This is a genomic window from Shewanella colwelliana, assembly GCF_001735525.1.
In the GTDB taxonomy this organism is placed as follows: Bacteria; Pseudomonadota; Gammaproteobacteria; order Enterobacterales; family Shewanellaceae; genus Shewanella; species Shewanella colwelliana.
Window position 1 is genome coordinate 236,180 of the sequence record NZ_MCBT01000046.1, and the last position, 13,791, is coordinate 249,970.

13 protein-coding genes and 1 pseudogene are annotated in these 13,791 nt (G+C 45.4%); 7 read left to right on the top strand and 7 right to left on the bottom strand.

Going from position 1 to position 13,791, the window contains the following annotated elements; all coding sequences use genetic code 11:
• The first annotated feature begins 227 nt into the window (after positions 1-227).
• The 5 genes from folB (at position 228) to BEL05_RS16555 (ending at position 3,818) form a co-directional block, all read left to right on the top strand.
• A complete protein-coding gene (folB, locus tag BEL05_RS16535; protein WP_028762281.1) occupies positions 228-581 on the top strand; it encodes a dihydroneopterin aldolase in 354 nt (117 codons plus the stop codon).
• Positions 582-585: 4 nt separating this feature from the next.
• Positions 586-1,077: a 2-amino-4-hydroxy-6-hydroxymethyldihydropteridine diphosphokinase gene (gene folK, locus BEL05_RS16540; protein WP_028762280.1), complete on the top strand. Its 492-nt coding sequence runs from the start codon at positions 586-588 to the stop codon at positions 1,075-1,077.
• A 20-nt stretch (positions 1,078-1,097) separates the two neighbouring features.
• A complete protein-coding gene (locus tag BEL05_RS16545) occupies positions 1,098-1,898 on the top strand; it encodes an undecaprenyl-diphosphate phosphatase (protein WP_028762279.1) in 801 nt (266 codons plus the stop codon).
• Between the two features lie 49 nt (positions 1,899-1,947).
• Positions 1,948-2,799 (top strand): methyltransferase domain-containing protein, encoded by an 852-nt coding sequence (locus BEL05_RS16550; protein ID WP_069671848.1) that lies wholly within the window; start codon positions 1,948-1,950, stop codon positions 2,797-2,799.
• A gap of 77 nt (positions 2,800-2,876) precedes the next feature.
• On the top strand, positions 2,877-3,818 hold the full coding sequence (locus BEL05_RS16555; RefSeq protein ID WP_081730621.1) for a L,D-transpeptidase family protein: 942 nt from the start codon (positions 2,877-2,879) through the stop codon (positions 3,816-3,818).
• Between the two features lie 246 nt (positions 3,819-4,064).
• On the opposite strand, the gene BEL05_RS16560 is transcribed toward BEL05_RS16555, so the two are convergent.
• On the bottom strand, positions 4,065-4,331 hold the full coding sequence (locus BEL05_RS16560; protein ID WP_028762277.1) for an Lpp/OprI family alanine-zipper lipoprotein: 267 nt from the start codon (positions 4,329-4,331) through the stop codon (positions 4,065-4,067).
• A 210-nt stretch (positions 4,332-4,541) separates the two neighbouring features.
• Positions 4,542-5,780 (bottom strand): multifunctional CCA addition/repair protein, encoded by a 1,239-nt coding sequence (locus BEL05_RS16565; RefSeq protein ID WP_069671849.1) that lies wholly within the window; start codon positions 5,778-5,780, stop codon positions 4,542-4,544.
• Between the two features lie 166 nt (positions 5,781-5,946).
• On the opposite strand from BEL05_RS16565, the gene BEL05_RS16570 reads away from it, so the two are divergent.
• Both BEL05_RS16570 and BEL05_RS16575 read left to right on the top strand, forming a co-directional pair.
• Complete coding sequence (locus BEL05_RS16570) at positions 5,947-7,560, top strand: ExeA family protein (protein ID WP_069671850.1); 1,614 nt, start codon at positions 5,947-5,949, stop codon at positions 7,558-7,560.
• Positions 7,560-8,519, top strand: coding sequence for a general secretion pathway protein GspB (locus tag BEL05_RS16575; protein WP_069671851.1), 960 nt, complete (start codon positions 7,560-7,562; stop codon positions 8,517-8,519). Before BEL05_RS16570 ends, BEL05_RS16575 begins: the two co-directional genes overlap by 1 nt.
• A gap of 163 nt (positions 8,520-8,682) precedes the next feature.
• Here BEL05_RS16575 and nhaD read toward each other — a convergent pair whose 3' ends face one another.
• From nhaD to pyrB, 5 genes and pseudogenes are all read right to left on the bottom strand, one after another.
• Positions 8,683-9,930 carry a sodium:proton antiporter NhaD gene (gene nhaD / locus BEL05_RS16580; RefSeq protein ID WP_028762273.1) on the bottom strand — a complete coding sequence of 416 codons (1,248 nt, stop codon included), beginning with the start codon at positions 9,928-9,930 and terminating at the stop codon, positions 8,683-8,685.
• A gap of 422 nt (positions 9,931-10,352) precedes the next feature.
• Positions 10,353-11,639 (bottom strand): glutamate-1-semialdehyde 2,1-aminomutase, encoded by a 1,287-nt coding sequence (gene hemL / locus BEL05_RS16585; protein WP_028762272.1) that lies wholly within the window; start codon positions 11,637-11,639, stop codon positions 10,353-10,355.
• Positions 11,640-11,666: 27 nt separating this feature from the next.
• Positions 11,667-12,170 (bottom strand): annotated as a pseudogene (locus BEL05_RS16590) (aspartate carbamoyltransferase); the annotation flags it as partial.
• 112 nt (positions 12,171-12,282) lie between these two features.
• Positions 12,283-12,744: an aspartate carbamoyltransferase regulatory subunit gene (pyrI, locus tag BEL05_RS16595; RefSeq protein ID WP_028762270.1), complete on the bottom strand. Its 462-nt coding sequence runs from the start codon at positions 12,742-12,744 to the stop codon at positions 12,283-12,285.
• Positions 12,745-12,760: 16 nt separating this feature from the next.
• A complete protein-coding gene (gene pyrB / locus BEL05_RS16600; RefSeq protein ID WP_028762269.1) occupies positions 12,761-13,690 on the bottom strand; it encodes an aspartate carbamoyltransferase in 930 nt (309 codons plus the stop codon).
• Positions 13,691-13,791 lie beyond the last annotated feature (101 nt).

The following is a 13,791-nucleotide window of genomic DNA, read 5'->3' on the forward strand; positions in this document are numbered from 1 at the left end:
AACCTTGTATTTTGTGCATGGGTTCGCAAGTGATATTTATTGCTTGTTAGGTTTATTATGTAACATTTATATCCCATTATCCCACTATTACAGCAGCTTATCCTACTTGGGTTTTGCGCTGTACGAAAGGGGTAATCGGTTCAATTTTGCAATTATACCGAGATTATCCGGCTTAGCTTATTAGACCTCTTTTTTTGCCACATTTTATTTGCCTAGCGGGAGGCATTATGGACAAGGTGCTGATATCACAATTGAGCGTTGCAACTGTGATTGGAATATATGAGTGGGAAAAACAGATCCATCAGAACTTGCTTATTGATCTTGAGATGGCCTGGGACAATCGCCCCGCAGCAGATAGTGATGATTATCAACATGCACTTTGCTATGAAACTGTGTCAAATCGCCTTACTGCATTGATAACTGAAAAGCCCATTGAGCTGATTGAAACCGTTGCCGAACGCTGTGCGAAATGTGTGATGGATGAGTTTAATGTGCCTTGGGTCAAAGTGCGGGTGATGAAGCCTGGCGCTGTACCGAGTGCTGCAGCGGTTGGCGTCGAGATAGAGCGAGGTCATCTATAACATCATGGCGCGTATATTTATCAGTATTGGCAGTAACATAGAGCCAGAGCGGTATTTTAATGCGGGGTTAAAGGCCTTATCAGCGCATTTTTCAAATCTGTGTTTGTCCTCTGTGTTTGAAAGTGAGGCGGTGGGCTTTAATGGGAGTAACTTCCTGAATATGGTGGTCGCTGCCGACACCGAGCTTGATATTGCTGGGGTGGTCGCCGTCTTTAAGCAGATTGAGCAAGATAATGGCCGCAAGATAGGTGCTAAGAAATTTAGCCCACGTACCTTAGATATCGATCTCCTGCTTTATGACGATTGTGTGGTCACAACGCCTGTTGAATTACCGAGGGCTGAAATCACCACCAATGCCTTTGTGCTTTGGCCTCTTGCTGAGATAGCCCCTGATTTAAGCCATCCGCTTGCGCATCAATCTTACCAATCCCTGTGGGATAATTATGACAAGTCACAGCAAAAGTTGTGGCCAATAGAGTTTCATTGGTCTTATTAAGACATTTTTAAAGGATAAACATGGACACTTTTCAGGTAATTGTATTGGCTTTGATTCAAGGCCTTACTGAATTCTTACCGATCTCAAGCTCAGCGCACCTTATCTTACCCGCGCAGTTATTGGGCTGGGAAGATCAAGGCTTAACATTTGATGTCGCGGTTAATACTGGCTCGTTATTGGCGGTGGTTATCTATTTTCGCCGTGAGCTTTGGTCTATGTTTAACGCTTGGACAGGCAGTATTGTTAAGCGTGAACAAAATGAAGAGAGCAAATTAGCTTGGTGGATTATTCTCGCCACCATACCAGCCGTCATTGTCGGTTTTACTGCAAAAGGGTTTATTGAGACCCATCTGCGCAATATTGAAGTGATCGCATTCACTACCATAGTATTCGGCTTACTGCTTTGGTGGGCTGACAGAATGAATCGTGAAGGCTTTAATGAGTTTCAAGTGGGCTGGAAAAAAGCCCTAGTGATTGGTATCGCGCAAGCTATGGCCTTGATCCCCGGAACCTCACGTTCTGGTGCCACCATTACGGCGGCGCTAATGTTAGGTTTGAGCCGTGAGGCGGCGGCAAGATTTTCATTTTTAATGTCGGTACCTGTTAGTTTAGGGGCGGCCATTTTAGTGGTGAAAGATCTCTTTGAAAGCGGTGTCAATATTGACTATCAAGCACTCGTACTTGGAACGATTGTTTCATTTGTCGCAGCTTATTTATGTATTCACTACTTCTTGAAAATCATCAGCCGCATGGGCATGACACCTTTTGTTATTTATCGTCTAGTATTGGGTGCGGTGCTTTGCGTCGTTATTTTTTCCTAAGCGATTAATGAGCTAAACCTAATTACCCAGAGTCAGTTAAAGAGAGCCAATGAAAAGTCATTATTTGTGTCCTGTTTGCCAAGCCCCCATGAGTATTCATGAGGCGTCTCAAGGCCTGCATTGTGAAAATAAACATCATCTGGATAAAAATGAGCAGGGATACTGGGTATTTAGCCAAGCTAAGAAGCCTCACATCGATTCTAGGCAGCTGATGCGTGCTAAACGTTTCTTGCTGGAGTCTGGTGTCTTTGAACCTATGCTTGCTGCTGTGCGCAACCAATTAGTTGAGGCGTTAGCGGTATCACAAAATGGCGAGCCACTAGCGCACCTCGATTTTGATTGTGGCGAGGGCTTTTTTCTGCGGTCGCTAGCCAGTGCATTGTCAGAACATGATATTGAATGCCAGCAGACGGGTGTCGGTGAGGCGGAAAATGCCATGTTTGCTGCGGCAAAAAGCCATGCTGATGCCACTTACATTGTGAGCCAATTAAAAGTACTACCCTTTGCCGACAACAGTTTTGACTTGATAACCCTTGTCGACAAGCCACTAAAAGGCAAGGAGCTGCTAAGAGTATTAAAACCCAATGGCTTTTTTGTGCAGGTATCACCCGGCCCACGTCATCTTTGGCAGGTTAAAGAGTTTCTTTATAACGGTTTGTCAGAGAAAAATGGCGATGTGAGTGTGCCTAAAGGGCAACATTTACTTAGCCAAGAACGCATTAGCTTCAAATTGGACATGAGCGGTGAAGATGCGCTGACGCTGCTGGAAATGACGCCCTATGCGTGGCGGGCAAGCGAGAAAATCAAACGGCAAATTCTTGCGGCAAGTTTTGCCGAACTAGAGATAGATTTTTTTGTATCGGTTAGCCAAAAATTAGCTGACGAGACTGCAGATAAGTAGTGGATTAGCTAGAAAATTGGAGCGGCTCAGGGTAATCTTTGAGCCTATTATTCATGTTTTTATCGGAACCCATATTGATGATGCGTAAAATGCTGTTGCTCATCTTGAGTTTATCGCCACTGTTTGCTCAGGCCAATGTCTATTCGCTGCCTACAAATGGCGGCCGCCTAATTGGTGAACTGCAGACCCATGTGGTTGAAAAAGGTGATTACTTTAAGACAATTGCCGATAAATACAATATTGGCATCTTAGAGCTAATGGAAACAAATCCAGGTGTTGACCCTTTTCTGCCAACGGTCGGTACGGCACTGGTTATTCCAACGCAGATGCTACTGCCAGATGTTCCGCGTAAAGGCATAGTAATTAACCTGCCTGAACTACGCCTCTACTATTATCCAAAAAATGGCCGAGAAGTGCATGTGTTCCCGGTGGGCATTGGTCGTATTGGTCGTGAAACGCCTGAGATGACCACTAAGATTAAAGCTCGTATTCCCAATCCAAGTTGGACGCCACCGGCGAGTTTACGTGCCGAACATCTGCGTGAGCGCGGTGAAGTCTTACCTCGTGTGGTGCCAGCAGGTCCAGATAACCCGCTGGGCAAGTATGCCATGCAACTCTCCTATGGCGATGGCAGCTACCTTATCCATGGCACCAACAAAGATTTTGGTATCGGCATGCGCGTTAGTGCGGGTTGTATTCGCCTCAATCCTGATGATATTGAATGGCTATTTAATCAAGCTAAATATGGCGATAGCGTGCGTGTGATTAATCAGACGGTAAAGATCTCGGCAGAGCCAGACGGTCGCCACATTATTGAAGTGCACTCGCCATTGTCTGAATCTGAGCATGAGCAGCGCGAGAAGGTGATCAGCCTTAATAGTAAAATCGTGAAATTTATTAGCCAGAGCCATGTTGATAGTGATAAGGCCAACGATGCCTTGCTGACACAAAATGGTATTCCGATGAATATTGCTCAAGAGGCATTTACCGTGCTAGATGCCGATGCTTTAGCGCAGTAACATTTGCGGCGAATTGATTAAGCGTCCTTCGGGGCGCTTTTTTGTGCTTTAAGCTGGGGAGTAATTCTTTGAGATATCTGGCTGGGCGTCAAAAATTTAGGGGGTGAATCATTTGCTGATATCACTGGCAAGGTTGAGCGTATATTGATTTAGAGTCGTTTTAGAAGATGGAGCAAAGAGAAGGAGAGAGGTTGTGCAGAGGAGGAAATATATCGGCAACACAGATGTGTTGCCGATACAGACAAATTACTTCTTGTAAGAAGAAGCGATGTTGTCGATGCGATCGTTAGCACGCTTAGCTTCAGCTTGTGCGTCCATCGCAGCAGCTTTTGCATCTTTAACGTCTGCAGAAAGAGCGCCTTGCTCTGACTTAAGAGAGCTAACTTCAGCTGATAATTGATCAACCTTGTTGCCTAGGTTCGCAACGCTCTCTTCTAGAGCAGTAGTGTTTGCACAACCACCAAGAAGGGCAGTCATTGCTACGCCAGCAATCATCAGTACTTTTTTGTTCATTGGGAAATCCCTTTAAATAAGTTGGATTGAAATGGAGCAGCCGAAAATACAACTGCAACTGGTTAATTATGTCATAGCTATTTTATTTTGCTATGAATTTTCACCCTAAGGTACTAATACAATATCTCATCAACCTTTAAAAGCAAGCGTGAGGCCGCTTTTTGGACGAAAAATGGTGAATGTTCACTAAAATTTAACTATTACTTGCTGTTAGTCGTACTTCGACGCCAATGTCGTCTTACATTCAGCAACGACTTCGATACGCTGACGCTGGAGTTCTGTTTTAATATCGGCGCCTTTGAAGCCCGACGCAATAATGGGTTTAATGTCGATATTTTTAGCGGCGTTAAAGCATGAAGTTAAATAATTTGCCTGTGGATAGTCTTGAGCTTCAAAACCCGTTCTTCCTTTCATGTCTGCTTCGCAGGCCAATAGTATCTGTGCTAGGCGTTCTGGTTTTCGCCACAGGTCGGCTTTATCGAACTGTTTGATGATGGTCTCTGGTCTAAGCTCAAACGCTTGGTGAATATTCTGGTGAAGATCGCTCACTAATAATGCTAAGTCTCGATACTCGTTGGGTACTCTAATTCGCTCACATAAGGCTTTAATAGGCGCTAAGCCCTTTTGTCCATGGCCGTGGTGCTTGGGTAAACTCTCTTTGGGACTGAGTGCTTTGCCGAGATCATGGACTAGTGCGGCGAAACGGACGGCATTATTGCTTGATAGCGCAGCCGATTGCTCGAGCACCATCAGGGTATGGATGCCTGTATCAATCTCTGGGTGCCATTTTTCGGGTTGTGGGACGCCAAATAACGCTTCTATTTCAGGGAACAAGATAGGTAGCGCATGGCACTGGCGCAAGACCTCAATAAACACTTGTGGTGACTGGCAGCTTAAGGCTTTATCTAGCTCTAAAAATACACGCTCTGGGGTTAGTGCTTGTAACTCACCACTAGCAGCAATAGTTTGCATTAAGGTTAAGGTTTCAGGCGCAACGCTAAAGCCTAAATGGTGAAACCTAGCGGCAAATCGCGCCACTCGTAGCACACGCAGTGGGTCTTCGACAAAGGCGTCGGATACGTGTCTTAGTTGACGCCGTTCAATATCGCGTTGGCCGCCGTAGGGGTCGACCAAATTCCCCGCATCATCTTGAGCGATGGCGTTAATAGTAAGATCCCGTCTCAGCAGATCCTCTTCTATGGTGACATCTGGGGCGGCGTAACAACTAAAGCCACCATAGCCAGCGGCGGTTTTGCGCTCGGTACGTGCTAAGGCGTACTCCTGTTGCGTTTTCGGATGTAAAAACACAGGAAAGTCTTTGCCAACCTGTTTATAGCCCAGTTGCAGCATCTCTTGCGGCGTCGAGCCCACCACCATGAAGTCGCGATCTTTTATGGGGAGTTGCAGCAATTGGTCGCGGACAGCGCCGCCAACTAAATAGATTTTCACGTTAGGTGTTGTCTTAATTGAACTTGCTTATAGATTAGCATGGCCCTTGGGTTATTTCGTACAAATAGATCGCCACTGCTTCACAATTATTTAGGGCGAAGTTTTGACAATGTAGCGCCTAAGGATTAATTTGAACCGTCATTTATTTTTTCGGACTGAAGGCTGCATGTACAAAGCGTTTTACGGACTTAGCGATAACCCATTTTCTATTGCACCCAATCCCCATTATCTGTTTTTGAGCGATCGGCATCGAGAGGCGTTGGCTCACTTGACCTATGGGCTGGGGGAAACCGGGGGCTTTGTTTTATTGACCGGTGAAGTCGGCACTGGAAAAACTACAGTTTCTCGCTGCCTACTCAATCAGTTACCAGAAAATACCGATACCGCTTTTATTTTGAATCCGTCATTAACTGAACTTGAGTTACTCGCCACCCTCTGTGATGAACTCTCGATTACGTATGGGGAATCACCCAGCTTAAAGCAGCTTACCGATAAAATTAGCCAATTCTTGCTCGCCAATCATGATAAAGGCCGCAATACGGTGCTGATTATCGATGAGGCGCAACATCTAAGGGCTGACGTGTTGGAGCAGTTGCGTCTGCTGACCAATCTAGAAACGGATACAAAAAAATTACTCCAGGTGATCTTAATTGGCCAGCCAGAGCTGCAGCAATTATTGAAGCGCCAAGAGCTTAGGCAGTTGGCACAGCGGATCACCGCTCGTTACCACCTCTTGCCGCTTACGCAGGAGGAGATTGCGCTATATGTGCAACACCGCTTGCAGGTGGGCGGACGTCATGAACCCTTGTTTCATCGCAAAGCCATCAAGGCCTTGCATAAATACAGCGGCGGGATTCCGCGTCTCATCAACTTATTATGTGAACGCGCCTTAATGGCGGGATACGCGCAATCGAAAGTACCGATAGATGCGAATATGGTTAGCACGGCAGCGAGCGAAGTGCTGGGCGAAGAGATTAAGAAACCAAGCCGACTCCTGCCGATTGCCGCTGCAATTGCTGTCGTGTCTACCTTTGCTGGCGCTTTTTACCTGTTTAATCACAATCAGTTGCAAGCTGATACACCAAAGCCATTGGCAGCGACAAGCGAGCCACAGCAACAGCCACCCGCTGCAGAACCAACGAAGAGCCCGTCTTTGTCGGCCAACCAGCAGGTGCTCAGAAGCGCAATAGCCCAAAGCCGTAGCATAGACACCGCCTATGCCAGCATTCTTGGGCTGTGGGGTAAAGCCCCGTATATCGGCTTAACTGCATGCCAGTCAGCACAGCAACAGGGGTTGGCCTGTTTTCAGCAGCAGGGCAATTGGAACTCAATCGTTCGATTAAACTATCCTGCAGTGGTCTATTTACAAGATGATCAACAAGAGCCGTTTTATGGCACTGTGGTTTCACGTCAAGGAGAGCAGCTATTACTGCAACTCTCAGAGCAGCAACTCTGGGTTGACAGAGATTGGTTTAATCGCCACTTTAGCGGCACTTTTGAGCTGTTATGGCAAGCGCCTAGCAACCAACCACAAGAGATTGGTCGCAGTGCACCAGTATCGCAAATACAGTGGTTAGAAAATGCCTTAGCTCATATTCAAGACAAGTCGCCGCGACTCGTCAGCTATTTTGATAGCGAACTCGAGCAGCAGCTAAAGGATTTCCAACGTCAACATGGTCTGCGTGCTGATGCGATAGCTGGCAGTCAGACGTTAGTACAACTCAATTTGTATCTCAGTAATCAGGGACCGCGCTTACAAGAGAGTGAGGGACGTTATTAATGTCTATCCTACTCGACGCGGTGACGCGCGCTAAACAGCAAGACCAAGTTATTGATCCGGTGATCACGCCGCGTGCTCAATACCAACAGATGAATAAGAGCAAACATTTAGGGCTCAAAATCGCCGGCTTTGTTGCGCTATTGCTGTTAGCGGTAGGCTCTGCTTGGTTATTGAGTACCAAGGTGCCGTCTGGCACAAATCAAGGGCGTGATATCGAACCTGTGGTGCAACAGTCTGCGACTAAGCCTGATAGTCAGCACAGCGCGTTAACGCAGCAGCCTCAAGCAACATCAAGTGTGCAATTGGCGGGCAAAGTGGCCTTGCCAATGGCTGTCGCACGCCCACAGCAGACTCCGCAGAATTCGGTTCCAAATCGCAATCAAGTTGTTGAGCCAAATATTGCAGCAGGCTCACGTACCATTGCCTATGCTGCACCCAAAGAGACGAGTGCTCTGTCAGTGCAACAAACCCAAGAGCCGATAATCTTGGGAGCAAACAGCAATCAGCGTGGCCAAGAAGTGCTTAATTCGTTAAAACAGCAAGTCGACGATGCCGCACTGGATGTCGGGCTAGAATCAAAACCGCAAGCGCAACCTGTTAGTGCTGAAGCATCAAGTAATTTACTGGCAGCATTTGAGGCTGCACTGAAAGAGGTGGAGATAGAAAACGCGGTCGCCACACCAGTGACAGAAGCTAAACTGGACCCTATACCAACACCTAAGCCCGATGAACTGCCTAAATATGGAGAGTTACCCGCTGGAGTGCAGTTGCAGGTGCCAGAGTTTAATATCTTGGCTCATGTTTATGCCAGCGATCCTAATAACCGCTGGTTAAATGTCGATGGCGCTGAGTTGCAGCAAGGCGATAAAATTGGCGGGAAATTAACCATTGTTGAGATTAGACCGCGTGATGTCGTGTTAGAAGTCGCTGGGACTGAATTTAAGGTGCCCGCAATCTAGCAAACAAATAGTCGGACTAGATACAAGGCCAGTTTCTCGCTGTTAATTTCTATCCATCCACGGGAAAATTTACACTCTGGTGTAAACATCAATGTTCCTGACACAAAAAGGCGATGAATCACTTCATCGCCTTTTGCTTTTTAGGTGTCTTGGGTGGTGGCTGTTAACCGAAAAACTTGTATGCCAATAGCAAGGTCAATCCATAGCCACAGCTATAGCATAAGGTCAATGCGGGAACATATTTAAGATAGGTCACGAAGGTGAGTTCCTTAACCTTACTCATGGCGATAATTCCCGCCGCACTACCAATCACCAATAGCGAACCACCCACGCCAACAGAGTAGGTTAAGCCAAGCCATTCAGGTGTTGTCAATACAGGCTCAGCCTTTAATAATGCAGCGGTGAGCGGCACGTTGTCCAATAGTGCAGAACCTATACCAGTAACAAAGTTAGAGATGTTTGGATCGAACTTTGCGTACACTTCAGTCAAAAGATGCAAGGTACCAATCTCTTTAAGCATACCCACAAGTAACAAGATCCCAAGGAAGAACAGCAAGGTATCAAATTCGACCTGACGGATATATTCCAGGATCTGCAGCTCCTCTTTGTTGCTGCGAGAGGTGGTGCCGACTAAGAACATAATCGACAGCCCAGATAGGAAGGTCAATACAGGTGGAATACCAAAGAAAATATTTAACACCATGGTAAGAATAATGGTGGTTAAAAAAATCAGCGCAATTAGCACGTCAATCTTATTGTATTGGCGCTTAATTGGGGTAGTGCTGACATGGCCTTCGGCTTTTAAAGAGAAGAGTACTGCCAGTAACATGACGCTAATCGCCGCAGGGATGAATAGGATTAACAGTTGCGAGATATGCACATGTCCACCGAGGAAAATCATCAAGGTGGTCACATCGCCAGTGATGAGGGCGACACCGCCAGAGTTCACTGCAAAAATAATGAGTACCGCCATCCGGCGTTTCATCTGACTTTCTAGTTGGAAAGTGGTCAATAGTCCTAGTGAAACTAGGGTCGCGGTGACGTTGTCACAGATGGCTGATAGGACTAATGAGAATAAGGCTACTTGGATCATTAACATTCGAACAGAAACTTTTTGCGGAAACAGCTTCTGCACCAAAATTTGTATCATGCCTTTAGCATTAAGGTAGGCAACAAAGGTCATGGTTGACATCAAGAACAGCCACAGTGTCGCAATTTCAAGTATGTTCTCATTTAACTGTTCGGCAATCAGGTGTTGGTGGCTAGGATCACGAGCTGCGACAAACAGGGTTATCCAGGCAACACAGCCAAAGAATAGGGTGGTTTTTGCTTTGTTTAGGTGGGTAACTTCTTCAAAAATAATGCTTAATAGTGCTAGCACAGCAAGAGTTATCAGGAAAATGTTGAGCATACATTTGTTCCTACGGCTGACGTAAATCGAGAACTTGATGCCAAGTTCGTCATGACTTAAATCAAGGTTTAATTAAGGTTGTTGTGTTAGGCGGCGATCTGACCATAGGATGAAGTAATACGCAAGCGTTACCTTAGTCTAACTTTATTAAAAAATGAGATGTTACGCATGCGTGGATTTTGTGGTTAGAAGAATATTTTTTTTAGACGTATTACTTTGGTGAATCGCTCTAGATAAAAATCAGTTAACCCTCACATTTAGGCTATTATGCTTATTTAATTGGGTTTATCGTTTTTTATGGTGGTTGGCGGTGAAAAGTTAGTTAAAATCACTGCTAATCAGTTTTTCAGCAGCATTAAGGCTCATTAGGTTAATAAAAAAGGACGCCGAGGCGTCCTTTTATGCTCTGTGATCAGACAAGCTTACTTAGCCATTTTAGCAAAGACGCGATCAGCGGCTGCAAGTGTGGCTTCAAGTTCTTTCTCGCCGTGAGCCATAGACAGGAAGCCTGCTTCATAGGCGCTAGGTGCAAGGTAAACCCCTTCATCTAACATGCCATGGTAGAAGGTTGGGAATGCTTCTGCATCACATTGAGTCACTTGGTCAAAACGAGTGACGTTTTCTTCTTCGGTGAAGAAGAGTCCAAACATACCACCTACGTAGTTAATGCTAAGCGGAATACCGTGCTTATTCGCAGCAGCCTTGAAGCCTTCTGCGATACGTTTTGTCTTAGCGGCTAGCTCTTCATAAAGGCCCTCTTCACAAAGTGCTTCCATCTGTGCAAGACCTGCTGACATGGCAATTGGGTTACCCGACAGCGTACCGGCTTGATAAACAGGACCCGTAGGTGCGATAAACTGCATCACATCTTTGCGTCCACCGAAAGCACCCACTGGCATACCGCCACCGATCACTTTACCTAAAGTTGTTAGATCTGGGGTGATACCGTAGTGACCTTGAGCTCCGCTTTTTGATACGCGGAAACCTGTCATCACTTCGTCAATAATCAGTAGCGCACCGTATTGGTCACAAAGGGCACGTAGACCCTCAAGGAAACCAGGGATCGGTGGAATGCAGTTCATGTTGCCAGCCACAGGCTCAAGAATGATGCACGAGATCTCTTCTGGGTACTGTTCAAATAGTGTTTTAACCGATTCCAATTCGTTATAAACGGCGGTTAGGGTGTGCTTAGCGAAATCTTCAGGGATACCTGGTGAGCTTGGTTGGCCCAGAGTTAGTGCGCCAGAGCCTGCTTTCACTAGTAAGCAGTCAGCGTGGCCGTGGTAGCAGCCTTCAAACTTAAGAATTTTGTCACGGTTAGTGAAACCACGAGCCAGACGGATAGCGCTCATGGTCGCTTCAGTACCAGAGCTCACCATACGTACTTGTTCCATAGATGGAACCATTTCAATTACTTTTTCAGCCATGCGCACTTCAAGTTCTGTTGGCGCACCAAATGAAAGTCCGTTTTCAACGGCGGCTAAGACCGCTGCACGAATTTTAGGATGATTATGACCTAAAATCATCGGGCCCCAAGAACCCACATAATCGATATAGGCTTTACCGTCGGCATCATAGATATAAGCGCCATCAGCTTTTTCGATAAAAAGAGGTGAGCCACCCACGCCGTTAAAGGCTCGTACTGGCGAGTTAACGCCACCAGGGATGGTTTTTTTAGCCTGTTCAAATAGGGTTTCAGAACGGGTCATTCTATATCCTTAAAGTCAATTGCCAGATTAAAAATCGGCTTTTTGTGAATACCAATTAACTGGACATTCGTGTTGTTCGTGTTGTGAATCAACATCTAATGTCTGTGCAAACAGTGCCATGCGGATGAGTAATCCATTATCTGCCTGTCTAAAGATGACTAAGTTTGGACGACTGTTTAAATCGTTATCCAACTCATTTGTCTGCTCTCTAGCGTCTCGTGGCAGCGGATGCATGATCACTGTGTTTTATGTGTAATGCTGTGTGCAAATATTGTGGTTTAAACGAAAATCACCACGATACTTATCTGCTTCTTCCTGTCAAGGAAAACGCTCTCTTTGAATGCGTGTCAGATAGAGTATATGAGCCTGATCTAAATTGCCCTCAAATAGATCTATTATTGTGATCTTATACCCAGCATTTTCAACGTCATTGCTCACATATCTAGGCATTGATAGTGCTTTTAATGAGGTCTGTGTATACGTGCTATCTTGAGTTTTTTGTGAAGACTTTACTCGCCGGCCTCTCTTCACTCTACAGGGAAAGGAGGCCCAGTTTGGCTTGCATAATCAATAATAAGCTAGAGATGAAACAGCAACAATATGCTAATTCATCTCAAGCTTATCATTTTTACGCTTGCTTAGACTAAGTGCGTTCGGTGACGATTTCTCGTGAAAAGACTTTTTCGCAGTATTTACACTTTAGGTGGATATCTTCTTGTTTTGCAATAACAGTAAAACTGCTGTCGACAGGCTCATTATGAGTGATGCAATTGCTATTAGGGCACTTGAAAATAGTATTGATTCTCTCTGGTAGTGACAATGTTAGCTTTTTAACCACTTCATAATTTTCAATTTGATTCACGGTTGCATTCGGTGCATATAAAGCCAGTTGGTTGGCTTGATCGGCGCTGATAAACACATTCTCAATCTTAATGAGATCTTTCGCGCCCAAGGCTGAAGATGGCAGGTTAAGGCCTATCGTCACACGTTGGTTGGTTTTATGCATTTTGAACAGCTTAAGCACCTTTATTCCTACATTTGCGGGAATGTGGTCGATAACAGAACCATTTTTGATTGCTTCAACCTGTTGGGTTTCCTTAGTCATAGCGATTCTCTCCTGCTTAAAGTTGTTCGTTTAGTACTAGAGCCAACAGTGCTTCACGCGCGTAAACCCCGTTTTCCGCTTGCTGAAAGTAGTACGCGTGTTTGGTTTTATCTACATCTACAGTAATTTCATCGATACGTGGTAACGGATGTAATACCTTTAAGTTGTCTCGCGCATCAGCCAGCATTGAAGCCGTTAGGATGTAAGCCGCTTTCATATGTACATACTCAGATTCGTCCAAACGCTCTTTCTGAACGCGAGTCATGTAGAGAACATCTAGCTCTGGTATCACCTCTTCCATGGTGGCGTGCACACTATAGTTAATGCCTGCTTGGTCTAGCTCTTCGCAGATGTAATCAGGCATGGCTAGGATTTCTGGCGATATAAAGAAGAAGTTAATCTTGTTAAACTTGGATAGCGCTTGGGTCAAAGAGTGTACGGTACGGCCATACTTGAGATCGCCAACGAAGGCGATGTTTAAGTTATCTAAGCGACCTTGAGTTTCAAAGATTGAATATAGGTCCAATAGGGTTTGAGTTGGATGCTGATTTGCCCCGTCACCGCCGTTAACGATTGGTACGCCATGAGAAAATTCTGAGGCCAGACGTGCAGCGCCCTCTTGTGGGTGACGCATCACAAAAGCGTCGACATAAGAGGAGATCACTTGTACGGAATCGACCAGAGTTTCTCCTTTCTTCGCCAGTGATGTATTGCCAGCGTTATCAAAACCAATAACCGTGCCGCCAAGACGTTGTATTGCGGTTTCGAAAGAGAGGCGAGTGCGTGTAGATGGTTCAAAGAAACAGCAAGCCACAACTTTATTTTTTAATAGTTCAGGATTTGGCTCTGCTTTTAATTTTCCAGCAGTTTCAACGATAAGTTCAAGTTCACTTCGGGTTAATTCCGGAATGGAGATGATATGTTTTTGAAACAACGAGTTAGCCATGGCTTCTCTTTCCTTTATTATAGATAACGGATACAAATGGTTTTAAGCTTTCTTCGCAGTGTTTACATTCAAGTTGTGCAATGAATGAAGCGCACATAAAT